Source organism: Pseudomonadota bacterium (assembly GCA_037200975.1).
GTDB lineage: Bacteria > Pseudomonadota > Gammaproteobacteria > Steroidobacterales > Steroidobacteraceae > CADEED01.
Genome location: JBBCGI010000001.1, coordinates 2,685,000 through 2,708,921, shown reverse-complemented (window position 1 = coordinate 2,708,921; position 23,922 = coordinate 2,685,000). Strand labels below are relative to the sequence as shown.

Sequence of the window (23,922 nt, the reverse complement as noted above, 5' to 3'; positions counted from 1 at the left end):
GCGCGCGGCGCGTTTTTGAACAACGCGCCGCGCGATGGCGAAGCCGGTAGATCAGTTGGCGGTGAACCCGTTGCCCGTCGCAGCCCAGTAGATGCCACCGTAGATGTGGTGCATGAAGCTCGCATCGCCATACGTCGCGGGCAGGTGCCCCAGCGCCGTGTAGAACGCGCGGCCACCGTCATATTCCTGGTACCACGCGAGCGGATGGAAGTTGCCCATGCCCTTGCCTTCCTTCGTGCCCCAGTTCGCGTAGGGTTTGTACGTCTTCTCGTCCACGCTGAGTAGATAGTGCAGTTTGTTCGAGCGCGAGGCGTCGAACTCGTACCACTCCTCGGTGGCCAGGAACCGCTTCGGGAAGCGGTCCATGCCCGGGAAGTTCGCGTCCTCGACGTTGATGGCCGCGGTCTGCACCAGCGGATGGATGTGGAACATGTGCCCGACCATCTTGGTGTACCAAGGCCAGCCGTATTCGGTGTCCGCCGCGGCGTGGATCCCGACGAAGCCGCCGCCCGCCTTGATGTAGCGCTCGAACGCGGCCTGCTGATCGTCGTTGAGGATGTCGCCGGTGGTGCTCAGGAAGATCACCGCCTTGTACTTCTTGAGCTCCGCGTCTTTGAACACCAGCCCGGCGTCTTCGGTCCAGAACACCTTGAAGTCGTGCAACTGCCCGAGACCACGGATCGCGTTGACACCTTCGAGAATGGATTCGTGGTGCCAGCCGGCGGTCTTCGAGAACAGCAGCACGCTGAACTGTTCCGCGTGGGCGGCGGTCGTGGCTAACAAACCGAGCAGGGAAAGCAGGAGCAGGCGGCCGTGTTTCATCGTGTCGAACCCCTCAGACAAAAGATTTGATCAACTGGCAGAGCCATCGTCGGCATGTAATGGGCGCGGCGACTGCCGCGGCGCGTTACGTCTTGCCGCCGCGAGGCCCCAGGAAATACCACAGGATCAGCCCCAGCAGCGGCAGCAGCAGCACCACGACCGTCCAGAGCAGTTTCTTTTCGTTGGATGCGGAGCTCTGGAGGATATTGATGATCGCCCAGACGTCGCCGATCAGGATCAGCAGGCCAAGGAGGCCGCTGTAGCCAGTGTTGAACATTGCTCGATTCCTTCCGCTTTTTTTGTCGAAGTGCTGAATGACCGGGCGCCATTCTGCACCTTTGGGACGAAAGATATAGAGGTGGAACCCCATCGGGCGTTTTCATTCCACCGGGTATCCGTGCCTGTTCGTCCCGGCGGCGTATGTGATCAAATTGCCTGAAATGACCGATGACAACCTCCCTCCGGCCAAGCGCCGCGAGAACCTGCGCGAAGAAGCCCTGGCCTACCATGAGTTCCCGACGCCCGGAAAACTCTCGGTCGTACCAAGCAAGAAACTCACCAATCAACACGATCTCGCGTTGGCCTACTCGCCCGGCGTGGCGATCGCCTGCGAAGAAATCGCGGCCGATCCGCTCGCGGCGCTGCGTTACACCACGCGCGGCAACCTGATCGGCGTCATCACCAATGGCACGGCCGTGCTCGGGCTCGGCGCCATCGGTCCTCTCGCGGCCAAACCCGTGATGGAAGGCAAGGCCGTGCTGTTCAAGAAGTTCGCCAACATCGACGTGTTCGACATCGAGATCAACGAACGCGATCCAGCAAAGCTGGTCGAGATCATCGCCGCCTTGGAACCCACTTTCGGCGGCATCAATCTCGAGGACATAAAGGCGCCGGAGTGTTTCGAAATCGAGCGCGCATTACGCGCGCGCATGAAGATCCCCGTGTTCCACGACGATCAGCATGGCACCGCCATCATCGTCGCCGCGGCGACGCTCAATGGGCTGGCCGTGGTCGGCAAGAAGCTAGCCGACGTCAAACTGGTGGTCAGTGGCGCGGGCGCTGCGGCGCTGGCCTGCGTGGATCTGCTCGTGGACCTGGGTTTGCCGAAGGAAAACATCTGGCTTGCGGATCTCGCGGGCCTCGTCCATGAAGGGCGCACCGAGCTCATGGATCCCGACAAGGCGCGCTTCGCGCAGGCGACTGCGCAACGCACGCTGGCCGAGGCCATCGTGGGGGCCGACATGTTCCTGGGGCTTTCCGCCGGTGGCGTGTTCAAGCCGCCGATGGTCAAGGCGATGGCACCACGCCCGCTCATATTTGCGCTCGCGAATCCCACGCCCGAGATCCTGCCCGCCGAAGTGCGCGCGGTGCGCGACGACGCCATCATGGCCACCGGACGCAGCGACTACCCGAACCAGGTGAACAACGTCCTGTGTTTTCCGTTCATCTTCCGCGGTGCGCTGGACGCGGGCGCGACCAGCATCACGCGCGCGATGGAAGTGGCGGCCGTGCACGCGATCGCCAGTCTCGCGCGCATGGGACACAGCGACGTCGTGGCAAGCGCCTACGGCATCGCGGATCTGACGTTCGGACCTGACTACCTGATTCCCAAGCCCTTCGATCCGCGGCTCATCGTGCACGTGGCGCCGGCCGTCGCGAAGGCCGCGATGGACTCCGGCGTCGCCATGCGCCCGATCGCCGACTTCGATGCCTACCGGCAGCAGCTGCAGCAGTTCGTGTACCAGTCCGGCACCATCATGAAGCCCGTGTACGCCTCCGCGCGACGCGCCGAGCTCAAACACTCGCGCATCGTGTTCGCCGAGGGTGAAGACGAGCGCGTGTTGCGCGCCGTGCAGATTATCGCCGAGGAGAAGATCGCGCATCCCGTCCTGGTCGGGCGGCCGCGCGTGATCGAGTCGCGGATCAAGAAGTTTGGCGTGCGCTTGCAGCTCGGCGAGGACTGCACCGTCGTCAACCCGGAGCAGGACGATCGGCATCGTGAGTTCTGGATGGAATATCACGGGCTCATGAACCGGCGCGGCGTCACCGCGCAGTACGCCAAGCTCGAAATGCGCCGGCGCACCACGCTCATCGCCGCCATGCTGCTGCGCAAGGGCGCGGCCGACGGCATGATCTGCGGAACCATCAGCACCGCGTCGCGGCACCTGAAATACATCGACCGCGTGATCGGCAAGGCGCCCGGCGCCACGGTCTACGCGGCAATGAACGCGTTGATCCTGACCAACCGGCAGATGTTCATCGTCGATACACACATCAATCTGAATCCCACCGCCGCGCAGCTGGCCGAGATCACGCTGCGCGCCGCTGCCGAAGTCCGCCGTTTCGGACTCGTGCCGAAGGTAGCCTTGCTGTCGCACTCGAACTTCGGCACACACAGCGACGAATCCGCGCTCAAGATGCGCGAAGCGCTGGCGCTGCTGCGCGCGGCGGACCCCACACTCGAAGTCGATGGCGAGATGCATGGCGACTGCGCGCTGGACGAGACGATCCGCAGACAGATCCTGCCCGACAGCACGCTCACCGGCGCCGCCAATCTACTCGTGATGCCGAATCTCGATGCCGCGAACATCTGCTACAACCTGCTCAAGACCGCGGCCGGCAACAATGTGGCGGTGGGGCCGATTTTGCTCGGCGCCGCGGCGCCGGTGCATATCCTCACACCGTCCACCACCGTGCGGCGCATCGTGAACATGACGGCGCTGACGGTGACCGAGGCGAATGCGGTGGATCGCGGGGCGGTGACGCCGGCGTGAAATGAGAGGCGCGTTGATGATGCGCGGGTCGCCCGCGTCACTTCGCCTTTGCGCGTCCGCGCTTTTGCTTGGCGGGTTTCTTGCGGGCCGGTGGGGCCTTCGACTTGCGCTTGGCCGCCGACTTCGCCTTCTGCTGGCGTGCCACCTGCTTGCGCAAACGTGCCTCGCGTTCGAATTCCACTTCCGGCACGAGATCGGCGAGATCTTCCATCGAGTAACACGGGCGAATCTCCAGCACTCCTTCCTCGCCGGGCATGGGGTTCGGACATTGCCTCGCCCACTCGACTGCCTCGTCCAGCGACTTCACGTTCCAGATCCAGTAGCCCGCCACCAGCTCCTTGGTTTCCGCGAAGGGGCCGTCGACGACGACCGCGGGGCTGTTGTCCGAGAACTTGATGCGCTTGCCCGCGCTGCTGGGTTTGAGACCGTCTGCTTCCTGCATGATGCCGGCCTTGACGAGTTTCTCGTTGAAGCGGCCCATGTCGGCGAAGAGTTTGTCTGTGTCCGGAGGGAAGACGCCCTTTTCGCTGTTGGGGGTGGCTTTGACGAAGACGAGGAATTTCACGGGGGGCTCCTGGGAAATGAAGTGTTCGCAGGGTAGTCGAACGGAGCTGCGGTTTTTCGACAGGACGTTTGAAGCACGGGCCTATCCATACGCGGGAGGACTCGCGTCTTGAAATCGCAAATTGCGATTTCAAGCGCGCAAACGGCTGATTCATTTCGAGAATCGCTCATGGGTGCGATGGCAGTCGCTGGGAGCTTTTCGAAAAGCTCCATCTGAAGAATGCAGGCGGCACCGGCCCTAGCTGCGTGACTTCCAATATCCTGGCTCGCGCGCGAGATGGGCCACCGCCAGAATTAAAACGAACTCGCGTTCGACGGTGTATCGCATCAATAAATCTATTTCCGAGGCCGGGTTGACGCGCTTCGTAGTACTCGACAGCGCTCGCCAACTCTGCGAGCGCATTCGAGTGAAACTCCAGCTTCATCGTTTGAGCGTATCGCGTACCTGCCGCATGACGTCAGCTGCGGGAATGGTGGACACGCTGCCCGATCTCACCTCGTCGCGCCGACGCTTCGCCTCGTCCAGCCACACGCGGTCAATCCTGCTCAGCTGCGCGGCGTCGAGACTTTCAACCAGGAGATCTGCCAACTGGGCACGGCCTTCTGCAGGCAGTTCCATCGCCTTTTGCGCCAGTTCTTCAGGAGTTACAGGCATGGTCCGCACGATAGCCCCTCGCGTATTCGTGTCAAGTAAACAGCCGAAGCTGGATCCAGCCTGAACAAGGACCGCAGTCTCCTCAAGCGGAATATATGCCGTGTTCACGCGGAAATGCTTTCGGAAGGCGCGCGCCTCCGGCGTCCAGTTCCATTCCGTTCAAGGTCACAATTTGTGACCTTGAACACCTGAACGTCAGTGGCTGCGATCTCAAACCACCACCAACTGCACATCTACATTCCCCCGCGTCGCATTCGAATACGGGCACACTTGGTGCGCCACTTCGACCAGCTTCTGCACCTGCTCCTTCGGCAATCCCGGCACGGAGATCTCGAGCTTCGCCGCGAGCGAAAACCCGCCCGCCGAGTTGGGGCCGATGCCCACCGTGCCCGTGATCGACGAATCCGCGGGCAGCGCGATCTTCTGTTTGCCCGCGACCAACTTGAGCGCACTCAGGAAGCAAGCCGAGTAGCCGGAGGCGAAGAGCTGCTCCGGGTTCGTGCCGACGCCGCCGGCACCACCCAGTTCGCGCGGGGTTGCGAGCGCGACGTTGAGCACTTGGTCGGATGAGATGGCGCGGCCGTCGCGGCCACCGGTGACGGTGGATTTGGCGGTGTAGAGGATTTTCTCGGGGTTCATGTCTTGTCTCCTGTGAGGGGTTGGGTATTCGTCTGGAGCGAACTTTACGGCTGAAAGCTGGACGAATTACTACCTTCAGTCCCGGTAACTTGATCCGGAGTATATTTTCTAGCCGCCCGCCTCCAAGACAACTCGTTCACGCCGTCAGCGCGCGCACGTTCCAGGCCGGCGCGTTGTGCGGCATCAACCCGCTCGACGGCACCGGCACCGACAGCCAATTACATCTCGTCCGCGCGGGCGAGGCGGAGGTGCGGCACGGGAAGGGTGTCGTCCACGTCCGCGAGCCCTCACTACTGCTCTATCCGCGGCCGATGGCGCACCGCTTCATCACCGATGCGGAACGCGGCGCGGATTTCGTGTGCGCGAACTTGAGCTTCGAAGGCGGGAATGCGAATCCGATTGCGTCAGCGCTGCCGCCGTTCGTGTGTTTGCCGCTCGAGAGCCTGCAAGGTTGTGAGGCGGTGCTCGAGTTGTTGTTCCGCGAGGCCGAGGCGCAGTACTGCGGGCGACAGGCGATGCTCGATGCGTTGTTCGAGGTGGTGTTGATCCGGGTGCTGCGGCAGCTCATGGAGCAAGGGCAGACGCAGGTGGGGATGCTGGCGGGGTTGGCGCATCCGCAGTTGCGGAAGGCGATCGTGGCAATGCATGAGGAGCCGCAGCGGGAATGGAGCCTGCCGGCGCTGGCCGCGAAGGCGATGATGTCGCGGAGTGCGTTTGCGAACGGGTTCAGGAAGGCAGTGGGGGTGACGCCGGGGGGCTATCTACAGAGGTGGAGAGTGCGGTTGGCGCAGAAGGCGTTGCTGGAGGGGAAGAGTTTGAAGTTGATTGCGGGGGATGGGGGGTATGGGAGTGAGGCGGCGTTGTCGCGGGCGTTTAAGGCGGTGGGTGGGAAGGGGGTGAGGCAGTGGCGACACGAGAAAGCTTCGAGCTAGTTGAGAATGCGCCTGCCGACGTAGACGCTCATCCGTTCCGCGCGTGGGCTGTTGCTTCGCTGATAAGCGTGGCATTGTCCAAAACACTAGCGACACATCCTTCGATCCGATGTCATGGGAGTGGGACATCCATCAGAATGACCAATAACCAGTGACTCAATGGTCTTCGACAATGAATGGCTCAACTACCTCAAAGCGTCCACTCGCGCTATTGGTTCTTCTTTCGGTGCTTGCGGGTTGCGGTGGTGGCGGTGGCGGTGGCAATCCGCCTCCCGCCGCTCCGCCGAATCCTCCGCCGCCCACCGTCCCGCAGGTGACGGTGACGTATCTCCATACTTTCCAACTTGCCCAACTTGCTTCTTCCGACGGCGGTCAGCCGAACGGTCCGTTGCTGCAAGCGAGCGACGGCAATCTGTACGGAACGACGCGCTCAGGGGGCGCCAATACTTGCAGGCCAGCAGAACCAATTCGCTGCGGCGCAATTTTCAAGGTCACGCCCGCCGGTGTTGAAACGGTGTTGTATTCATTCGGCACGTCGGCGAGTGATGGTTACTCGCCTTCCGGGCCGTTGATTCAAGGACAAGACGGTGCGCTCTATGGCGTAACCGACAACGGTGGCGTCTATGGTGCAGGCGGCACCGTGTTCAGAATCACGCTAGACGGAATTTATAGCGTGCTGCATTCGTTCGGCGCCTCTCCAACCGATGGCATCGTTCCGTTGGGAGGTCTGGTCCAGGCGAACAACGGCGATTTTTTTGGAGTCACCGCCTCCGGAGGCGAAAACCACTGCGCGCAGATTCCTCAGGGCGGAAGCAATTGCGGCACGGTCTTCAAAGTGACGCCAAATGGCGTGGGGACGATCGTGTATTCGTTCGGCAGTTCGCCGTCAGATGGTGTCACTCCTATCGCCACACTAGTCCAGGCGAACGACGGCAATTTCTACGGGACAACTATAAACGGCGGCGCCAACAGCTGCGGCGGTCCCAATAGTTGCGGCACGGTGTTCAAGATCACGCCCGCGGGAGTCAAGACGACGTTGCACTCCTTCGGTACTGGATACACTCCTGGGCTCCTTCCTACCGACGGCATCGCTCCTCAATCGGGCGTGATCCAGGGGCGCGACGGCGCACTCTACGGAACCACTGCCTCCGGAGGTACTGGACGATGTGGCTTCGAGTACGGGTGCGGTACGGTGTTCAAAATCACTCTGGCGGGTGAGCTAACTATTGTGCACGCGTTCGCGGTCGATTCTCGGGAAGACGGAATCGGTCCAACGCAGTATTTGATCCAGGCAAGGGACGGCAATCTCTACGGCATGACACGTTCTGGCGGTGCTCATCTTGCGGACCTGACCGGAACCGTTTTCAGGATGACCACTTCCGGGGTCAAGACGACGCTCTATTCCTTTGGGCCTTCTGGTAGTCAGCCGACGAACCCGGAGGGCGGTCTGATTGAGGGGAGCGACGGCGCGTTTTATGGTGTCACGGCCTATTCCGCGAATGCCGGCGGAACGGGCACGGTGTTCAAGCTAACCGTGCAATAGGACAAAGGGCGCCTGCGAATATCCGCATCAAGTGCGGCAACGGATCGCTCCAGCGCTTCCATCTTCCGCGAGGACGAAATCGTCAGGAAACGATGCTTCAGCCGGTCCGGTGGGCATGGAGAGTAAGCGTCCGGTCTGGGCGCATTGACACGCGATCAGGCGGCGAGCTTGAGCTCAGGTAGTTCGGCGGCGATGGCCCATGGCAGGAGTTCATCGACGTGGTTGATCGGATGCTCGGGCAGGCGTTCGAACAGGTAGCGCAGATACGCCTCGATGTTCAAGCTGTTGAGCTGCGCGGTCGCGATGAGCGAGTAGATCCCGGCAGCACGCTCGCCGCCATCATCGCAGCCGGCAAAGAGCCAGTTCTTGCGCCCGAGCGCGACCGTGCGCAAGGATCGCTCCGCCGCGTTGTTGTCGATCTCGATGCGCCCGTCGTCGCGATAACGCGTGAGCGCCGTCCAGCGCGAGAGCGTGTAACGGATCGCGAGCGCGAACTGGCTCTTCTGGGCGACCTTCGACAACTGCTCGTGCAGCCAGGCGTGCAAGGCGTGGAGTGCGGGACCGGCGCGGGCCTGGCGTACTTCTCGACGTTGATCGGGCGGCGAGCCTCGGATCTCATCCTCGATTGCGTAGAGTTCGCCGATGCGCGCGAGCGCTTCGGCGGCGACGGGAGAGCCGTTCGCGGCGTGCAAGTCGAAGAACTTGCGCCGCGCGTGCGCCCAGCAAGCCGCCTCGATCAGCGGATCTTTGGGTCGGTCGTACAGTCCCTTGAACCCGGCATATCCGTCGGCCTGCAGGACTCCGACGAACGTAGTTAGGTGAGCGTTGGGCCGCTCGGCTTTACGATCCGGCGAGTAGCGCATGAGCACCGCTGGCGGCTCTGTGGATCCGGCAGGCCGATCATCGCGCACGTAAGTCCACAGCCGTCCTTGCTTGGTCGTGCCACGACCAGGGGCCAGAACCGGCACCGGCGTGTCGTCGGCGTGCAGCTTCTCGGCCGACAACACGTAGCGGCCCAGTGCCTCGAGGAGCGGCGAGAGCAACTCGCTTGCGCCTCCGACCCAGTCGGCGAGCGTTGAACGGTCCAGATCGATCCCATCGCGGGCAAAGATCTGGCTCTGCCGATACAGCGGCAGATGATCGGCATACTTGGATACCAGGACGTGTGCGAGCATCCCGGGACCGGCAAGGCCTCGGGCAATCGGACGAGCAGGAGCCGGTGCCTGCACGAGCTTCTCGCACTTCACGCACGAGAACTTCGGCCGCACGTGACGGATGACTTTGTAGCGCTCCGAGATCCACTCGATCATCTCGGCGACGTCTTCGCCTGCGGGGCGCAGCGCGCCGCCGCACTCCGGGCAGGCGCAGGCGCTCTCGTGCACGATCGACTCGCGCGGCAGATGCTCGGGAAGCGGCCGGCGCACGGGCTTGACCGCCGGCTCCTTCGGGGGCGGTTGCGTGTGCGCGGGACGGGCGGCGAGCTGCGACTCCAGATCCTCGAGCCGAAGCTGCATCTGCAAGAGCTCCCGGTCGGCTTGTTCTGAGGATCGGCCGTACTTCTGGCGCTTGAGCACCGCGATCTCGAAGCGCAGCTTCTCGAGCTCGAGTGCCTGGGTGAGCGCGAAGGTCGTGAGAGTCTCGAGATCCTTCGGCAGTTGCTCGCGTGTGAGCGCCATGGGTGCGCATGATACCGCACCCGATCGACAGTGGCTAACTACTTATCACACCGCCAGCGTCGGCTCGTACGTGCGCTCGATACGCCGCCAGTCGATCCCTTCCAGCAGCATCGACAGCTGCGCGCCGGTCAAGTTGACCGAGCCATGGGTTGCCTGCGGCCATACGAACCGGCCGCGCTCAAGTCGTTTGGCAAAAAGACACATCCCATCACCGCTCCACCACAGGATCTTCACCCGATCGCCCGCTCGGCCACGAAACACAAACAGCTGTCCGGAGAACGGATCCTCGGCGAGTTGCTCCTGCACGCTTGCAGCAAGGCCGTCGAACCCTTTACGCATGTCAGTGGCGCCGGCGGCCAGCCACACCTTCACTCCCGCCGGCAGCGCGATCATCGACGAGAAGCCCACTCGAGGATGTGGGTGAGCGTCGCGGGCGGGATCTCGCCGTGTAATCGCACGCTCACGGCGCCCGCGAACGCGATCTCGACACAGATGGGAGTCTGCGCTGCGGGAACCTTGGCGCGCGTCGTCGCCGGTGCCGTTGCCCGCTCGCTCGGCGTCAGCGTCGGCATCGTCACCTTCACCGGCAGCAGCCGCGGCCCCATCTCGCGCTGGCGCTCGAGCAATCCGCGCCGGTGCAGTCGTCGCCATCCAAACACCAGGTTGGCGTTCACGCCGTTACGAAGCGCCACCGCCGCAACCGACGCACCAGGCCGGCTCGCTTCTTCGACAATCCGCAGCTTCTCTTGCACTGATCGAAACTGACGCTTGCCGCCTTGCTCACTCTTGCTCGAAGTGTCCATCTGGGCTCCAAGTGGACACGACCTCCGTGCCACTCATCGCCCCATCATGCGTCGACGCGATCGATCTCAAGAGTGTGCCCAGACCGGACGCTTACCATGGAGATAACGATGCCCGTAATTCTGTTCGGCGCACAGACCGCTATCGAGTGTGAATGGGCAGAAACGTAGCGTGGCCGCCTGAAGAGGGAATTTGGATGAGACTCTTTTATCAGGCGCCTTTCACTCGCCTGACCGAGACGACTTTGTCCTGACGACGCAACTCAAAGTGATTCGATGCTTCGAGCAGATCGCTCAGCTTTGAATAGCCGTAATTGCGGGAATCGAAATCCGGCTCTTTCTTATTCAGTATGCCACCCACTGCGCTCAAGTGAGCCCAGCCACTATCCTCCGATGCGTCATCTACGGCGCCACCCACCAAATCTATGAAGCGCTGATTACGGTCCAGCTCCGCCGCTGATTGCCGGCGCGGTGCCTGGCCCTCTACCGAGGTGAAAATCTCGGTGTAGATGAACCGGTCGCAAGCGGCAACGAACGGCCGCGGTGTCTTCTTCTCTCCAAAACCGTAGACGCGCCTGCCTGACTCCTTGAGCCGCGAAGCCAGCCGCGTGAAGTCGCTGTCACTCGACACGATGCAGAAGCCATCGAGATTGCCGGCATACAGCAGGTCCATTGCATCGATGATGAGGCTGCTGTCGGTCGCGTTCTTGCCTTTGGTGTATGCGAACTGCTGGATGGGCTGGATCGAATGCTCCAGCAACGCTTCTTTCCACGAACCCAAATTCGGCGTAGTCCAATCACCGTAGATTCGGCGAACCGTGGCACGGCCTAGCTTTGCAACCTCGTCTACCAAACCTTTGACGATGGCCGGGCTCGCATTGTCGGCGTCAATGAGGATGGCGAGGGTGCCGCTGGATTCTTGTGGGTTGAGCATAGATTCAGCTCTGTCACTACGGACGGCTACGTGACATCCGAAGTACGTTTCGCGATGGTATTCAAGAAAGGCGCGCCATCCTTCCGAGAACACACATACGCGAGTTGGGTGACCTAGTGCGCGAGGGAGCGGAGCTGTTAGCCTTCGTGCATCAATAAACGAAGGTGCGTTCGATGGCATTTCTAAAAGCTCAGGACGTATATCTGGCACCGCCTGCGCGCGGCTGGATTCCCTGGGGCGCACTCGCGCCATTCCTGTTGCTGGTGTTCGTGATCGCCACGGCACTGCTCGGCGACGGGTTGATCGCAAAATTCGTCAACATGAGTGCGGAAGGAAATCCGCTTGATCCGACCGCGCTGGTGGCGTTCACGCTGGTGCCATTCAGTTTCCTGCTCCTCGTGTTGCTGGCGTGGGTGCGCTTCGTGGAGCGGCGAACCATCGAGAGCATTGGCATTCGAGGCGAGCACAGGATGCGCGATTTCCTTCGCGGCCACGCGTTCGGACTCGCGGGAATATCCGGGATCGTCTTGATCATGTGGATCAGCGGCGGGTTGCAGCTCGTGGCGGTGGCGCCCGTGTTTTCTCAACCCGCGTTTCTCGTGCCGATCGTGCTGCTGTTGTTTACGTTCGCGCTGCAGGCGAGTGTCGAAGAAATCCTGTTCCGTGGCTGGTTGCTGTCGGTGCTTGCGAAGAAATTCAACCTGCCCATCGCGGTCGTCGTGAGCTCGGCGCTCTTTTCGCTGCTGCACTTCGGTCGCGGTCAGCACTGGCTCGTGACCATCGGCACGTTTCTCTTCGCGTTGTTTGCCTGCGCCTGGGTGCTGCGCACGCGCAGCGTGTTGGGGATCATGGGTTGGCACGCCGGCTGGAACTGGTTGCTGGCCGTCGGCTTTGGCCTGCCGGTCACGGGGCTCGACGTGGGAATTCCCGCGCTGTTGGTCGATATGCAACCGGGGGGACCGCTCTGGCTGACGGGTGGTGCGCAAGGACCCGAGGCCAGCGTCGTGTGCCTCGGCTATTTCATCCTGGGAATCGCCGCGATGCGGTTTCGGCTCGGAAAATCCGGCATCGCATCCTGAGCGCTGGCGGGCTTGCCCGTCGCAAACGTCGGACTGGCTATTGTCCTTCGGAGAATATGGCAACGTTCAGCACCGCACGCGGACTGTTGAGAATGCTCGCCGCCATGATGGCGCCGTACTCCGTGAATACGCGTGGTCGCTTTCGACGTCCGCCATGAGCGCCGGTCATCCAACTTGATGTCGCAAATTGCGACTTCAAGTTTTCAACCTCCTGATCTGAAAGCTCAAAGCTGAAATCAGCGGGGAAGCGGGGCCTCATTCCGGCGCACTTGTTCGTTGAACCGACGAGTCGACACGCCATAGACCACTGCCAAGTCAGAGTCGAGCATCACACGCTGGCCACGGATGTTCATGATTCGTGTGGTGATTTCGGATGTGGCGTCCGTGGGCGTATTCGACATCTGCGAAGACTATGCCGCTCCTCGTTCGCTGCGCCCACGCGGAAATCGTATGCGAATGCGCGGAAACGCCGTCTTAACTCGTCGAATTCGACGGGATTAGAAAGCTCGTGTTATCCCGCTCATGGCTCGCGACCAAATGCTCCAGCCGCTCTACCTTCGTCACCCGACACGCGCGCTCGACTCCCTGCACGTTGGCGCGAAATCTCCCCTGCCCCACGCGCGCCTGGATGATGGCTTCGCGCTGGGTGTCGGGAATCTTTGAATCCTCGCGAATGTCGTGTTCAACGCGCTCCTCCCATCGCTCGAGATCCGGCTCCCGCGATGGGCTCAACTGCTCCGCGCGATCGACTTCCTTCGCGACATCCGCAACCTTGTTGGCTTCGCCGCCGATGAGACGGAACAGCGCCGCGGCGAACGGCCGGCCGACTTAGGCGTGGTACACGCTCTGCAGTCCGTCGCCGTTGATGCGCAGCGGTGAGTACTTCTCCGGCAGCAGGCGACGCAGCTCGTCGATGTGGCTCTTGGGATGGATGCGGTTGTCCAGCTCGCTTGCGCTCACTCTTTGGCTTGCTCCATTTCCTGCAGGGCACGGAGCGCCCCCTGTCCAAGCGTCAGCGTCTGCATCTGACGGATGGCGATAGCATTGAGCCGTTTGAGCCGATCTCCTTGCGTTAGCTTCATGTGGATGAACTCGGCGTTCATACCTTCGATGTTTGCCAAGACCAGCAATTGCTCGATGGTGGCATGGTCGCGCATGTTGCCGTCGAGTTCAGGGTTCGCGTCTCGCCACTGCTTCGCGGTTCGGCCAAAGAGCGCAACGTTGAGTACGTCTGCCTCGTTTGCGTACGTCGTTGCCGCCTGCGCAGGCGTGACTTCAAGCGGCACGAGGTGCGCTTTGACGGCGTCGGTGTGGATCCGGTAGTTGAGCTTCGAGAGCGTGCGATTGAGATTCCAGGCCAGTGACATTCGGCGGCCTTCGTCTTCCTTGAGGCGCTGAAACTCTTTGATGAGGTAGAGCTTGAACTCCACCGAGATCCAAGAGGCGAATTCAAAAGCAATGTCTTTGTGGGCGAAGGTGCCCCCGTAGCGCCCTGGCTGCGAGACAATGCCGATGGCGCCTGCCTTCGCAATCCACTGCCGAGCGGTAAGGACGAAACTGTTGAGCCCCGCCTGTTTTCTAATCCCATCGAATTCGATGGGATTAAAATCCGGGTTGTTGAGCTTCTCCCATATCCCAAGGAATTCGATCGTGTTCCGACTCCGCATCCAGTTCTGGATGATGTAGTCGGTTCTTTCGCTGTCTTTGTGCCGTGCAATGTCGGTCAAGCTGATGAAATCGGCATGCTTCCGCGACAGAATGGCAATGGAAGTGCCTCGAACATCGATCGTGGTTTGCTTCCGCTTGGCCATGAACTTCCTTGTTCATCGACGTAGCAGGTTGCAGGCCGCACTTCGAAAGCGCCACACACAAATCTCGTCTCATCGGCGAGAAATTCGCAATTCGGCGTCGTCACCAAGTGACGAGTTCGAGATCGGCTATCGGGTAGCTCAACTGCCCCGCGCGATCGACTTCCTTCGCGACATCCGCAACCTTGTTGGCTTCGCCGCCGATGAGACGGAACAGCGCCGCGGCAAACGGCCGGCCGACTTCGGCCCGGTATACGCTCTGCAGTCCGTCGCCGTTGGCGCGCAGCGGTGAGTACTTCTCCGGCAGCAGGCCGCGCAGTTCGCCGATGTGGCTCTTGGGGTGGATGCGGTTGTCCAGCTCGCGAAAGTTCACGTCTATCTTCCAGCCGATCGCCTCCCAGTAGCTGCCGGCGCGCATGTGCCGACTACTGCTTCTTTGCCGCCGGGCTCATCAATCCCAGGATCGCCTCGTACAGCTGTTCGAACTGATTGCGAGTATCAGCGTCGAGCGTATCGACGCGGCTCTTGAGCGTGGCGAGGTCTCGCGCCAGCACCGTGTGCGCCGCCAGCGACTCTCGTATTTTCACGAAAGCGCGAACGACGTAGACGCTCATCTGCTCAGCGCGCGGGCTATTGAGAATTGTCGCGGCCATGATGGCGCCATGTTCGGTAAAGGCCATTGGCAGGTATTTGACGTTGGATCCGCGCCCGCTGTTCAAGGTCACAGATTGTGACCTTGAACGCGCAACTTCCTGATTTGTCAGCTCGAACAGAAAATCTCCCGGGAAGCGGCTGCGATTGCGCCGGACAGCCTGATTGAAAGCTTTGGTCGAAACGCCATAGAGCCGCGCCAGATCAGCATCCAGCATTACCCGATGACCGCGTACGACGAGAATGCGGCTGGCGACATCGGCCAATGGATTGATGGCGTCCTTGCCCATGCGGTGATGGTAGGTCGGACGCGCTGCGAGACATGAGCAGCTTTTCGGTGTCTTTGCGCAAATTTGGCACTGCAGCCTCCTCCCATCGCTCGAGATCCGACCCCCGCGATGGGCTCATGTCCGTTACGCCTTCCTTCGCGACATCCGCAACCTTGTTGGCTTCGCCGCCGATGAGACGGAACAGCGCCGCGGCGAACGGCCGGCCGACTTCGGCCAGGTACACGCTCTGCAGTCCGTCGCCGTTGGCACGCAGCGGTGAGTACTTCTCCGGCAGCAGGCCGCGCAGCTCGCTGATGTGGCTCTTGGGGTGGATGCGGTTGTCCAGCTCGTGAAAGCTCACGTCTATCTTCCAGCCGATCGCCTCCCAGTAGCTGCCGGCCGTGCCGAACTCCGTCGGCTTCGGGCTCTCGTAGCAATAGGAGCGCGCGATGCCGAGCGCAACGATGCGCGTGTCGCGGAAGGAGAAGATGATGTCGCCCGGCGCGTCGCATGGCGACTACTGCTTCTTCGCTGCCGGGCTCATCAACCCGAGAATCGCCTCGTACACTTGGTCGAATTGACTGCGAGTGTCGTCGTCGAGCGTATCGACACGGCTCTTGAGCGTGGCGAGTTCGCGCGCCAGAACGGTATGCGCCGCCAGCGACTCGCGCAACTTCACGAATGCACGGACCACGTAGACGCTCATCTGTTCCGCGCGGGGACTGTTGAGAATCGTCGCGGCCATGATCGCGCCGTGCTCAGTAAAGGCAAGCTGCCGATACTTTCGATGCTCTCCCCGTCCAGTCTTTAAGGTCACAAATTGTGACCTTAAAGACGCAACTTCCTGATTTGTAAGGTCGATCAAGAAATCTCCGGGGAACCGGACGCGATTGCGACGCACAGCCTGATTGAAGGCCTTGGTAGAAACGCCGTAGAGCTGCGCGAGATCGGCATCCAGCAAAACCCGCTGCCCACGTACGACAAGAATGCGGCCGGCGATTTCGGCCAGCGGATCGGTGACGTCCTTGCCCATGAGGTGATGGTAGGCGGGACTCAAGCCGAGATAAGAGCCGCATATCGGCCGCCTTTTTGCAGATTGGCGTTGATTCACCAGCGAGCTATCGGCGCCTCGACATCCTCAGTACATTTTCTCGGTGATAGTTCAGAAACACTCGCTGCCCTTCCGAAAACACTCCAACGTTCACCTTCCCTTCCGGCTTGATCCCCATCTTCAGCAACGACGGCCGATCCGCCACAGGCGAAACAATGAGATCACCGCTGTTCTCGAACGAAATGAACCCCTTATCGAACAGATGATCGATCGTCGGCGTCAGCAGCAGCCCGTTCTCCCCATCAAGCCGCTCCTCATTCGTGCTATCCCGCCACGGCTTGGTATGGCTCGCGACCAGATGCTCCAGCCGATCCACCTTCGTCACCCGACACGCGCGCTCGACTCCCTGCACGTTGGCGCGAAACCTCCCCTGCCCCACGCGCGCCTGGATGATGGCTTCGCGCTGGGTGTCGGGGATCTTGGGATCCTCGCGAATGTCGTGTTCAACGCGCTCCTCCCATCGCTCGAGATCCGGCTCCCGCGATGGGCTCAACTGCTCCGCGCGATCGACTTGCCTAGCGACATCCGCAACCTTGTTGGCTTCGCCGCCGATGAGACGGAACAGCGCCGCGGCGAACGGCCGTCCGACTTCGGCCAAGTACACGCTCTGCAGTCCGTCGCCGTTGGCGCGCAGCGGTGAGTACTTCTCCGGCAACAGGCCGCGCAGCTCGCCGATGTGGCTCTTGGGGTGGATGCGGTTGTCCAGCTCGCGAAAGCTCCCGTCTATCTTCCAGCCGATCGCCCCCCAGTAGCTGCCGGCCGTGCCGAACTCCGTCGGCTTCGGGCTCTCGTAGCAATAGGAGCGCGCGATGCCGAGCGCGGCAATGCGCGTGTCGCGGAAGGAGAAGATGATGTCGCCCGGCGCGACTTCGCGCATGGACTCGTAGAAGGGATTGCGGGCTTTGTTAGTGTTGCGCTTGGGCGACCAGAGATAGCCGCCGGCAATTTCGTGGCGGTAGGTTTGGTTTTGGTTGACCCACCAATAGCGCATCGAGGGCTACGAGGACCTGCGTTTGCTGGATGCCTGCAGAATAAGCTTCAACTCGCCAATCAAAACTGCCGGTCTCTTGCGATGAAGCATCGCATGGCAATTCGGACATACCGGTCTTAGGTCTCGAATCGGATTGGTTTTTGCGCCAGTACCCATGAGAGCCACCTGGTTCAAGTGATGAACGTGAATAAATCCCTGACCGAGCTTTCCGTAAACCTTTCGAAAATCGAATGAACATACGTAACAAACAGTTCCGTAGTGATCGATGCACTTCTGACGGGCCTCAGGATCACGCTCATATGCGTTTACTTGGACAGTCTTCTTCATACCTTCCGGGTACTCAATACTCGGATCAACTTCGTCCGGCCGAGGGTCAGCGACCGTAGCTAACAAATCTCTGTCACCCTCAAAATATCCGAACTCGTCCAGCCGAGATCGCGCGACATCCAGTTCGCCTTCAGCAAAAAAATGACTCCAGCGAGGATTGAGAACGACCGCTTCTACGCTAATGTCCATACGATTTTGCCGAACCAGACGCGCGAAGCCCTCTGTCGGATCTTTGTCGGCTCGCAACCAATGCCTCGCGGCGGCTAGACCACCGTCGTCCACGATCTTTCGACGAAGGTAGTTGGCGACATACCCTAACTGGGACTTAGCATCTTCGTAAATCCGTAGCATTCGCTCTGTGAACTCACTTTCGCTGCCTTTGGCGAAAGCCGCGATATTCGTTCGAGTCATTTGCAGATCCTTCGGCCCCTCGCTCACTTGCCAGAGCATCGGATCAAACGACGTCCCGCGTGCGGTTTTCGATCCGGATTTCCCATCTTCCACAACAACTACTCGAATCAGTTTCCCAACGCTCGTGCTGACGCCTTTGAAAACCTTTTCCGCTTTTCCGGATAGATGCCCGTTCTTACCCCAAGTTCGCACATCAAGATCTGCTATCAATCCCCTATCGCTCACCCGCAAATAGCTACGCCATAGGCAGAAAACTGGCATTCCGTCATCAGCTTCCACGATCCATTGGACGTTTCGTTGACCAACAGCACCTGCGATCCCAGCATCCCGAAATGATTGATAAAAGGGTTGGCGGCCGAACGGAATCTCGCGAAAGATCTGTTGCGCTTCGATTTCGGAAGGATTGATCATCGCGAGAGTTTCCTTTTCATCGATCAGAGAAGATCGCATCGCCGTCATTACATTTGTAGTCTGCGGCTCTCGAAAATCTACGACGCCTTTCGCTGCCAAAGCTCCCGGAAACGCTTGTATCCCAGTTCTGGTCGTGCCGAACGATAGTTATCTTCGAGATCTACGATTTGACAGGTGGCGGTCCCACCAAATCGTGGTCCACGCAAGCCGCGTCCGACCATCTGCTCATACAAGACCTGACTAACGGTTGGTCGCGCCATGATTACGTGCGTGACCTTTGGCGCGTCAAAGCCTGTAGTCAGTACTTCACAGTTGCAAAGAACCTGAATTCTCCCCGCCTTGAAATCACCAATGAGTTTTCTACGGGATACGTCTCGTGTTTCGCCGCTAACAAATGCAGCCTCAATACCTTGCTGACGTAGCAAGAAAGCCATGCATTCGGCATCTTGAACTGTTGGACCAAAGTAGATGACGAGCGCTGCCGGATCGCGACAGAGTTCAACAATTCGATCAAGCGCGATTAGCCGGCGATCTGGCTTGTCGGCGCGAAGCTTCAATGCGTAGTCGATCTTCTCAATATCGTCTTCGGTAGGATTGTCTACGTTCACACCTTCAGGAGTTCTAAGGCGTGTTTCCGTCTTGATCACGTCAAACATGGGCTGGGCAAGATAGCCCCGTTCTTGAAGCGTCACGCGCGGATCCTCACCCAGAACATCGATGGGCTCGATGATCGTCCGAAATAGCTCCCGCAGCTCCAAGGTACCGGCTGTTGGATCGTTCGCTGAGTATTCCTGTCGGAATGGCGTCGCGGTTAGCCCGACGATCGCAGGTTCCTGAGTCGCTGGCGCGAAGTGGCCGATTAGCTGCCGATATGTTGGGGCTGCGGCTCGGTGTGCCTCATCTATTACGATCATTCCGACTAGCGACATGAGGGCGCTAAGAATCGGTTCACTGTTCGCGATTTTTCCGTCGATCAGGTTTGACAGCCGCTGGGGAGTCGACACCAGAACAGCCGGGCGTTGACCCATAGTCAGGAGCGTCTCGCGATGCTCTTCTAGGTCTCGTGTATATCCGCCCCAGAATCGGAAAAGGAGCATTGGGCACACATCGCTCGATCCCTGCCAGACTTCACGAAAGCAGATGGTTGCCTGCTCACACAATTCTTCGGTGTGAGCGAGCCACAACACAACATTCCCCGTACCCGAGGCATTCAATCGAAATCGATTTGTCAGCCAGTCCCGAATCGTGTCCACGGCTACACGGGTCTTTCCGCCACCCGTCGGAAGGGTGACGATTGCACGACCCGCACGACCATCGAGCACTCCAAGCAGCTTCTTCTGCACCTCGAGCTGAAAATCTTGCAACGGATGGAGATCCACGCGGCCTTCCAGGTACTCGAAATCATCCGGCGGCTCTTCGGCTGGAATCCCCGCGTACTCCGCAGGAAACACCAAAGTCTCCACAAACTTAAGCGCTGTTGCTTTTCCCGGATGCCATCGACCTGGAGATTTCACTTTCGCCCGCTTAGCGATCAGCCCTCGAACTTCGGTGTCACTGAGCAGATCAATCCCGTACTTGGTCAGCAGCGCGGCGGCCAACTCTGCTTTCGTGCCACGGCGGTCCTCGCCCGTTTGACGAGACCGCGCTCGACGAATCGTATAGACGAGGTCGCCGAGAAGTTCTTCAAGATCAGCGTGAGAGAGCAGCTCGCGAAGTCTTTCACAGGCAAGCCGCTCAAACTCTGACTTAAATGTGGGAATCGGAATGTCTTCATCGTCCACCGCTTTCGGACGGCGGTTGTATCTCGCGATGAAGCCCCCAATGCGCCGGGGTCCAGGCTCGATGAGCTTTTCGTCTTCCAATCGGAACTTGAGGGAGGCGTACTCTTCTTCGGCCAGATTCCAGAGTAAACGAATGTCGTCTTTGCTAAGACGTCCTCGGTCCAGAATCATCTGAATGATGTCATTGACCGGTAGTGTGCGGCCGGACCCGAGTGCTAGTTGTTCTTGTTTCATCTGGAGCTATCTCCGCGGAACTTGGATTGCCTATCTTTGCGATTACCGTAGCTGAAACAGAGCCGGAGCGGTGGCAGTATCACCAATGCTTGAGAAGTTAGAGGTCCCGCCTGACTCACCATCTTTCCTCACGTACATTCGCTCATCTGCAGACCTAGGGATGCCGCCCGATGTGCGCGACGACCGTGGCGCGCAACTTCTCGTCATAGTCAAAGTAGATCCGCACACAGCGATCGGGATGCGTGCCTTCGGCGGGCTTCAGGTGAAGATCGAAGTATCGCTTTCCTCCTCCACCGTCTCCCCATGTGCGGCGACTTCGCTCAACAGTATTGTTCTCGACAAGCTGGCTTTCTCCCGAGCACTGAATTCCCTGATCCCGCAGCCATCCGAGCGGGTCCTTTCCTAAGCCACCATTGCGGCGGGCACGAGTCATGTCCGCCAGTACTTCCAAGTATCGAAGGATTTTCGGTGGTGGGCCGGCATCAGCGACAATCTCGCTCACGGAGCCATCCACGTCTTCCCCGAATACAAGCAGTCCGTTGTATAGCTCCTTTGCGCGCGAAACCGCTTCTTCGACTGTTTCTGGTGGCGTGTCGGTATCTGGCGGTATATCGCCAGCGACCGTATTTGCTGCGTAATCTTGGTACTGCCAGACCTGTTCCAGGCTCGCGACCTGAGCTAACAGGTCCTCATTCTTTTGACGTTCGATCGCCAGCTTCTTCTCCAGGCCATCACATCGATCGAATAACTCTTCGGACAGAGACTGATAGTTTCCTTCCTCCGCTGCTTTGGCTTTCGCGGCTTGGAGGTTCGCACTGGTGGCATCTCGTCTCAGGTCGAAGAAAGCGGATGGTTCGTCCACCGCATAAGTAGAGAGCTCGAACAGCCAGCGTCGCAGCTGAGCACGTATTTGATTTGACGCAGCCTCTACTGTCCCAGCTGCCTCGCGGAGGCGGTCCAAGGTCCACAAGGGGCAATCGCGAAAGCTTGCAACGCCGGTGCGCATCGGCCAATAGAGTCGAATCGCGCCGTTGAAGCATGCCCACTCTCGTCCTGCCACTTCCGTCAATGCCCAGCTTGCGGCCTCGTCCAGGTCCGCCACAACTGCCAGCGCCCCTAGCTCTCGTCCCAGATCCGCGGCTAATGTCGTCGTCAATGCCTGACCTTGAAACCGCGAAACCGCGATAACCGGCAGATTGCGCTGGGGATGCCTAATAACCTTCCAGAGCTTGTGTCCAGCTGCCGAGCCATGCCACGGAATCGGTTTGGCAGAAATCAATGTCTCGCCAACTAGCCAGGACCTCGAGCCCAGCAGATGTGCCAGAATTTTGGGTGTGCGCACTTCGAAGTGGACTGGTGCCATGTGGTAGCCTTCAGCACCCGCGCGCATCTCGAGGAATAAGTGCACCGTCGAGCCCCGCACACCCAAAAGTACTCGGGTGAGAAAGCGTCGGCCATCTCCGGGCTCATCGAAGGTGACCTCCCATTCCACATCTTTACCTGCGCGCGTCTGTGTGATGGTTGCCAATGCGTTGCGCCCGCCCTTGGGCACTAGCGACTTTCCCTCACTCCATTCCGCGAGGCCTTTCCCAGCTAGCCATACCCTCACGTGGGCTAGCAGTTCTTCGATCGCTCCGGAGGACGTCTCATCATCCTTTAGAACGGAGGATGCGACGAAGCAAGCAACACGTCTCACCGGGTGGTCGCTCTTGCTAGCTGGTTGATTTCTTCTGGGCGCATACCTAAATCTCTATTCCTTTCGTGGTCCGCCGGCATTTAGCAGTCCATCTGTCTTGAGCTTTTCGCCTAGTTTGAGAACTGCTTCCGCAAGATCGCGGTAGCGATCTATCGACATTGCAACGCCCTGCTTGCCTGGAGCCCATTGGCCGGTCTCGGCGCGGTAGTGCACGCGCACGTTGATGATTTTCCTGCCGCGGAAGTCGTCGACACTTACCCAGATTTCCTCGCGGGAGTTCTTTTCGAACTTTGCGACAACTTCGGTACTGCTAGCCTGTTCCATGAACTACCTCCGGTGAACGGTGTTAAGCGAGGAGCAACTTCAGGTCGGCCATGATGGCGGGCGTATCCGTGGCACCCTTGAGCGAACGCTCTTCCGCTGGAGTCAGCTTGAGTCCGAGCTTCAGCTTCAGGAAGGACGATGTGTCCATTCGGCTTTGGCGGCGATTGACCACGTCATTGCCGCTCATCGCGACGCCTTGCCATTCCTTGTTAGTTCGACGCCAGTCGATGACTCGCAGCGCATCGAGCTTCTGCTTCCAGTCATCCGGATAGGTCGAAATCAAGGTCTGGCCCATGGCGCCGATCGCCCAAAGCATTACCGCATGGGAGTGGATGTACTCCTGGCGGAGCTCGACCGGCTTCAGAATACCGCTGGTCACTTTGCCCCACTCCGACAGCACATCAGCAATCGCTTGGAAGTATTCGATTGCCAGATCTCGCTTCAGATCGAAGTCGGGCTCCGACACTGAGCCGAGCAACGCATTTATTGCATCGTAAATCGCACCGAGCGTGAACAACTTTGGCGAACGAAGGGGAAGCGAGATGCGGTCCTTGTCGACCATGCCCTTGAATGCGTCGACCTTCTCAATGACCGTGAGCGCGATCTGGCTCATCAGGTCACGGTGGTTGTAGAGGATGTTGAGGGACTTCGACGTGGTGCGCGCCGTGCGATTCAGGTCAGAGAACATCTGCTGCATGCGGTCGAGGTCCTCCCACGGGAAGAGAACAACCGAGATGGTCTCGTTGCCTAGCAGCGGATTTTCCTTCAGTGCTTCCTCAATGGCCGCCCGGCGGTGCTGGCCATCGTTCACGACGAGATCCGCCTCGAAAGGAATTTCAAGGACACCCATTTCCACCTGTTCCTGCATCGGATGGAAAACCGGGTCACAGTTGTAGGAGGCGGTCAGCGACGAAAACAGATAGCCGTCCTCGTTTTCCAAGATGTACTGCGTGATCTCTGGGATGCGTGACTTCTGGATCACGCGCTGCGCTCGCTGCTCTGGCGGCAATTCCGCCCAATCACGGAACTTGAAGAGCTTGGGGATGAGGGACAGCTTCATCATCGCGACGTAGTAGTCGCGGCGGCCCATACGGCCTCTCATGGCGGGAAACGACAGTTGCATGGCACTTTTCCTGTGAAAACGTGCCGACGTTCTACAGTATCGACGTACAGTACGTCAATATTGTGAGTTATGTTGAGTTTTGGCTACGTACGTTAGGTGGCGAACAGTCGGTACGAATATCCACTTTGACCCGTTTCTCTGTTCCCCACGGGCTCCCGCGATGGACTCAACCGCTTCGCGCGATCGACTTCCTTCGCGACATACGCAACCTTGTTGGCTTCGCCGCCGATGAGACGGAACAGGGCCGCGGCGAACGGCCGTCCGACTTCGGCCAAGTACACGCTCTGCAGTCCGTCGCCGTTGGCGCGCAGCGGTGAGTACTTCTCCGGCAACAGGCCGCGCAGCTCGCCGATGTGGCTCTTGGGGT

The 23,922-nt window shown here is 59.8% G+C and carries 27 protein-coding genes and 2 pseudogenes; 4 read left to right on the top strand and 25 right to left on the bottom strand.

The features are described 5' to 3' along the window. Positions 1 to 51: 51 nt before the first annotated feature. Positions 52 to 822 carry a ThuA domain-containing protein gene (locus WDO72_12190; protein MEJ0086438.1) on the bottom strand — a complete coding sequence of 257 codons (771 nt, stop codon included), beginning with the start codon at positions 820 to 822 and terminating at the stop codon, positions 52 to 54. 85 nt (positions 823 to 907) lie between these two features. Continuing rightward, positions 908 to 1,099, bottom strand: a complete 192-nt coding sequence (locus tag WDO72_12185) for a PLDc N-terminal domain-containing protein (GenBank protein ID MEJ0086437.1) — start codon at positions 1,097 to 1,099, stop codon at positions 908 to 910. Positions 1,100 to 1,262: 163 nt separating this feature from the next. Here WDO72_12185 and WDO72_12180 point away from each other — a divergent pair, with 163 nt between their 5' ends. Then, a complete protein-coding gene (locus WDO72_12180; GenBank protein MEJ0086436.1) occupies positions 1,263 to 3,596 on the top strand; it encodes an NADP-dependent malic enzyme in 2,334 nt (777 codons plus the stop codon). Between the two features lie 124 nt (positions 3,597 to 3,720). Here the strand turns inward: WDO72_12180 and WDO72_12175 are convergent. The 4 genes and pseudogenes from WDO72_12175 to WDO72_12160 form a co-directional block, all read right to left on the bottom strand. Beyond that, positions 3,721 to 4,161: pseudogene (locus tag WDO72_12175) on the bottom strand (YciI family protein). A gap of 237 nt (positions 4,162 to 4,398) precedes the next feature. Then, positions 4,399 to 4,585, bottom strand: a pseudogene (locus WDO72_12170) (hypothetical protein). After that, the gene (locus tag WDO72_12165) at positions 4,582 to 4,923 is read right to left on the bottom strand and encodes an addiction module protein (protein ID MEJ0086435.1); all 342 of its coding nucleotides are present in this window, start codon (positions 4,921 to 4,923) and stop codon (positions 4,582 to 4,584) included. Before WDO72_12165 ends, WDO72_12170 begins: the two are co-directional and overlap by 4 nt. 102 nt (positions 4,924 to 5,025) lie before the next feature. Continuing rightward, on the bottom strand, positions 5,026 to 5,454 hold the full coding sequence (locus tag WDO72_12160; protein ID MEJ0086434.1) for an organic hydroperoxide resistance protein: 429 nt from the start codon (positions 5,452 to 5,454) through the stop codon (positions 5,026 to 5,028). A gap of 101 nt (positions 5,455 to 5,555) precedes the next feature. On the opposite strand from WDO72_12160, the gene WDO72_12155 reads away from it, so the two are divergent. Beyond that, a complete protein-coding gene (locus tag WDO72_12155; GenBank protein ID MEJ0086433.1) occupies positions 5,556 to 6,386 on the top strand; it encodes an AraC family transcriptional regulator in 831 nt (276 codons plus the stop codon). A gap of 172 nt (positions 6,387 to 6,558) precedes the next feature. After that, positions 6,559 to 7,929: a choice-of-anchor tandem repeat GloVer-containing protein gene (locus WDO72_12150; GenBank protein ID MEJ0086432.1), complete on the top strand. Its 1,371-nt coding sequence runs from the start codon at positions 6,559 to 6,561 to the stop codon at positions 7,927 to 7,929. A 155-nt stretch (positions 7,930 to 8,084) separates the two neighbouring features. Here WDO72_12150 and WDO72_12145 read toward each other — a convergent pair whose 3' ends face one another. The 4 genes from WDO72_12145 to WDO72_12130 all read right to left on the bottom strand — a co-directional run bounded on the left by WDO72_12145 (position 8,085) and on the right by WDO72_12130 (position 11,339). Then, the gene (locus tag WDO72_12145; protein MEJ0086431.1) at positions 8,085 to 9,605 is read right to left on the bottom strand and encodes an IS66 family transposase; all 1,521 of its coding nucleotides are present in this window, start codon (positions 9,603 to 9,605) and stop codon (positions 8,085 to 8,087) included. 45 nt (positions 9,606 to 9,650) lie between these two features. Continuing rightward, positions 9,651 to 9,998: an IS66 family insertion sequence element accessory protein TnpB gene (gene tnpB, locus WDO72_12140; protein MEJ0086430.1), complete on the bottom strand. Its 348-nt coding sequence runs from the start codon at positions 9,996 to 9,998 to the stop codon at positions 9,651 to 9,653. Next, the gene (locus WDO72_12135) at positions 9,995 to 10,408 is read right to left on the bottom strand and encodes a transposase (protein MEJ0086429.1); all 414 of its coding nucleotides are present in this window, start codon (positions 10,406 to 10,408) and stop codon (positions 9,995 to 9,997) included. The genes tnpB and WDO72_12135 overlap by 4 nt, the downstream gene beginning before the upstream one ends. 208 nt (positions 10,409 to 10,616) lie before the next feature. Beyond that, the gene (locus WDO72_12130; GenBank protein MEJ0086428.1) at positions 10,617 to 11,339 is read right to left on the bottom strand and encodes an NYN domain-containing protein; all 723 of its coding nucleotides are present in this window, start codon (positions 11,337 to 11,339) and stop codon (positions 10,617 to 10,619) included. Positions 11,340 to 11,512: 173 nt separating this feature from the next. On the opposite strand from WDO72_12130, the gene WDO72_12125 reads away from it, so the two are divergent. Beyond that, a complete protein-coding gene (locus WDO72_12125) occupies positions 11,513 to 12,418 on the top strand; it encodes a type II CAAX endopeptidase family protein (protein MEJ0086427.1) in 906 nt (301 codons plus the stop codon). 37 nt (positions 12,419 to 12,455) lie between these two features. On the opposite strand, the gene WDO72_12120 is transcribed toward WDO72_12125, so the two are convergent. From WDO72_12120 to WDO72_12050, 15 genes are all read right to left on the bottom strand, one after another. Beyond that, positions 12,456 to 12,677: an ORF6N domain-containing protein gene (locus WDO72_12120; protein MEJ0086426.1), complete on the bottom strand. Its 222-nt coding sequence runs from the start codon at positions 12,675 to 12,677 to the stop codon at positions 12,456 to 12,458. Beyond that, the gene (locus WDO72_12115; GenBank protein MEJ0086425.1) at positions 12,655 to 12,747 is read right to left on the bottom strand and encodes an ORF6N domain-containing protein; all 93 of its coding nucleotides are present in this window, start codon (positions 12,745 to 12,747) and stop codon (positions 12,655 to 12,657) included. Before WDO72_12115 ends, WDO72_12120 begins: the two co-directional genes overlap by 23 nt. Positions 12,748 to 13,246: 499 nt before the next feature. Then, positions 13,247 to 13,378 carry a hypothetical protein gene (locus WDO72_12110; GenBank protein MEJ0086424.1) on the bottom strand — a complete coding sequence of 44 codons (132 nt, stop codon included), beginning with the start codon at positions 13,376 to 13,378 and terminating at the stop codon, positions 13,247 to 13,249. Further along, positions 13,375 to 14,229 (bottom strand): KilA-N domain-containing protein, encoded by an 855-nt coding sequence (locus WDO72_12105; protein ID MEJ0086423.1) that lies wholly within the window; start codon positions 14,227 to 14,229, stop codon positions 13,375 to 13,377. The genes WDO72_12110 and WDO72_12105 overlap by 4 nt, the downstream gene beginning before the upstream one ends. A gap of 100 nt (positions 14,230 to 14,329) precedes the next feature. Beyond that, on the bottom strand, positions 14,330 to 14,644 hold the full coding sequence (locus WDO72_12100) for a hypothetical protein (protein MEJ0086422.1): 315 nt from the start codon (positions 14,642 to 14,644) through the stop codon (positions 14,330 to 14,332). 7 nt (positions 14,645 to 14,651) lie between these two features. Then, positions 14,652 to 15,167 carry an ORF6N domain-containing protein gene (locus WDO72_12095; GenBank protein ID MEJ0086421.1) on the bottom strand — a complete coding sequence of 172 codons (516 nt, stop codon included), beginning with the start codon at positions 15,165 to 15,167 and terminating at the stop codon, positions 14,652 to 14,654. Continuing rightward, positions 15,082 to 15,507, bottom strand: coding sequence for a hypothetical protein (locus tag WDO72_12090; GenBank protein ID MEJ0086420.1), 426 nt, complete (start codon positions 15,505 to 15,507; stop codon positions 15,082 to 15,084). The genes WDO72_12095 and WDO72_12090 overlap by 86 nt, the downstream gene beginning before the upstream one ends. A gap of 156 nt (positions 15,508 to 15,663) precedes the next feature. Further along, positions 15,664 to 16,179 (bottom strand): ORF6N domain-containing protein, encoded by a 516-nt coding sequence (locus WDO72_12085; GenBank protein MEJ0086419.1) that lies wholly within the window; start codon positions 16,177 to 16,179, stop codon positions 15,664 to 15,666. 85 nt (positions 16,180 to 16,264) lie between these two features. Further along, complete coding sequence (locus WDO72_12080) at positions 16,265 to 17,248, bottom strand: HNH endonuclease signature motif containing protein (GenBank protein ID MEJ0086418.1); 984 nt, start codon at positions 17,246 to 17,248, stop codon at positions 16,265 to 16,267. Between the two features lie 6 nt (positions 17,249 to 17,254). Beyond that, a complete protein-coding gene (locus WDO72_12075; GenBank protein ID MEJ0086417.1) occupies positions 17,255 to 18,445 on the bottom strand; it encodes a hypothetical protein in 1,191 nt (396 codons plus the stop codon). Between the two features lie 29 nt (positions 18,446 to 18,474). Further along, on the bottom strand, positions 18,475 to 20,412 hold the full coding sequence (locus WDO72_12070; GenBank protein MEJ0086416.1) for a DEAD/DEAH box helicase: 1,938 nt from the start codon (positions 20,410 to 20,412) through the stop codon (positions 18,475 to 18,477). A gap of 154 nt (positions 20,413 to 20,566) precedes the next feature. Then, positions 20,567 to 21,940: a hypothetical protein gene (locus WDO72_12065; GenBank protein ID MEJ0086415.1), complete on the bottom strand. Its 1,374-nt coding sequence runs from the start codon at positions 21,938 to 21,940 to the stop codon at positions 20,567 to 20,569. Positions 21,941 to 22,162: 222 nt separating this feature from the next. After that, positions 22,163 to 22,432: a transcriptional coactivator p15/PC4 family protein gene (locus WDO72_12060; GenBank protein MEJ0086414.1), complete on the bottom strand. Its 270-nt coding sequence runs from the start codon at positions 22,430 to 22,432 to the stop codon at positions 22,163 to 22,165. A gap of 22 nt (positions 22,433 to 22,454) precedes the next feature. Beyond that, positions 22,455 to 23,555 carry a DNA sulfur modification protein DndB gene (gene dndB, locus WDO72_12055; protein MEJ0086413.1) on the bottom strand — a complete coding sequence of 367 codons (1,101 nt, stop codon included), beginning with the start codon at positions 23,553 to 23,555 and terminating at the stop codon, positions 22,455 to 22,457. 92 nt (positions 23,556 to 23,647) lie between these two features. Continuing rightward, a complete protein-coding gene (locus WDO72_12050; protein ID MEJ0086412.1) occupies positions 23,648 to 23,887 on the bottom strand; it encodes a hypothetical protein in 240 nt (79 codons plus the stop codon). Positions 23,888 to 23,922 lie beyond the last annotated feature (35 nt).

What these genes read in the sequence shown, in the direction of transcription:
- WDO72_12100 (MEJ0086422.1), bottom strand. Translation starts at nt 14,644, where the DNA reads ATGCGCGCCGGCAGCTACTGGGAGGCGATCGGCTGGAAGATAGACGTG.
- WDO72_12095 (MEJ0086421.1), bottom strand. Translation starts at nt 15,167, where the DNA reads ATGGGCAAGGACGCCATCAATCCATTGGCCGATGTCGCCAGCCGCATT.
- WDO72_12145 (MEJ0086431.1), bottom strand. Translation starts at nt 9,605, where the DNA reads ATGGCGCTCACACGCGAGCAACTGCCGAAGGATCTCGAGACTCTCACG.
- WDO72_12190 (MEJ0086438.1), bottom strand. Translation starts at nt 822, where the DNA reads ATGAAACACGGCCGCCTGCTCCTGCTTTCCCTGCTCGGTTTGTTAGCC.
- WDO72_12070 (MEJ0086416.1), bottom strand. Translation starts at nt 20,412, where the DNA reads ATGAAACAAGAACAACTAGCACTCGGGTCCGGCCGCACACTACCGGTC.
- WDO72_12130 (MEJ0086428.1), bottom strand. Translation starts at nt 11,339, where the DNA reads ATGCTCAACCCACAAGAATCCAGCGGCACCCTCGCCATCCTCATTGAC.
- WDO72_12125 (MEJ0086427.1), top strand. Translation starts at nt 11,513, where the DNA reads ATGGCATTTCTAAAAGCTCAGGACGTATATCTGGCACCGCCTGCGCGC.
- WDO72_12185 (MEJ0086437.1), bottom strand. Translation starts at nt 1,099, where the DNA reads ATGTTCAACACTGGCTACAGCGGCCTCCTTGGCCTGCTGATCCTGATC.
- WDO72_12075 (MEJ0086417.1), bottom strand. Translation starts at nt 18,445, where the DNA reads ATGACGGCGATGCGATCTTCTCTGATCGATGAAAAGGAAACTCTCGCG.
- WDO72_12160 (MEJ0086434.1), bottom strand. Translation starts at nt 5,454, where the DNA reads ATGAACCCCGAGAAAATCCTCTACACCGCCAAATCCACCGTCACCGGT.
- dndB (MEJ0086413.1), bottom strand. Translation starts at nt 23,555, where the DNA reads ATGCAACTGTCGTTTCCCGCCATGAGAGGCCGTATGGGCCGCCGCGAC.
- WDO72_12120 (MEJ0086426.1), bottom strand. Translation starts at nt 12,677, where the DNA reads ATGAGGCCCCGCTTCCCCGCTGATTTCAGCTTTGAGCTTTCAGATCAG.
- WDO72_12060 (MEJ0086414.1), bottom strand. Translation starts at nt 22,432, where the DNA reads ATGGAACAGGCTAGCAGTACCGAAGTTGTCGCAAAGTTCGAAAAGAAC.
- WDO72_12115 (MEJ0086425.1), bottom strand. Translation starts at nt 12,747, where the DNA reads ATGCTCGACTCTGACTTGGCAGTGGTCTATGGCGTGTCGACTCGTCGG.
- WDO72_12085 (MEJ0086419.1), bottom strand. Translation starts at nt 16,179, where the DNA reads ATGGGCAAGGACGTCACCGATCCGCTGGCCGAAATCGCCGGCCGCATT.
- WDO72_12080 (MEJ0086418.1), bottom strand. Translation starts at nt 17,248, where the DNA reads ATGCGCTATTGGTGGGTCAACCAAAACCAAACCTACCGCCACGAAATT.
- WDO72_12150 (MEJ0086432.1), top strand. Translation starts at nt 6,559, where the DNA reads ATGAATGGCTCAACTACCTCAAAGCGTCCACTCGCGCTATTGGTTCTT.
- tnpB (MEJ0086430.1), bottom strand. Translation starts at nt 9,998, where the DNA reads ATGATCGCGCTGCCGGCGGGAGTGAAGGTGTGGCTGGCCGCCGGCGCC.
- WDO72_12180 (MEJ0086436.1), top strand. Translation starts at nt 1,263, where the DNA reads ATGACCGATGACAACCTCCCTCCGGCCAAGCGCCGCGAGAACCTGCGC.
- WDO72_12105 (MEJ0086423.1), bottom strand. Translation starts at nt 14,229, where the DNA reads ATGGCCAAGCGGAAGCAAACCACGATCGATGTTCGAGGCACTTCCATT.
- WDO72_12135 (MEJ0086429.1), bottom strand. Translation starts at nt 10,408, where the DNA reads ATGGACACTTCGAGCAAGAGTGAGCAAGGCGGCAAGCGTCAGTTTCGA.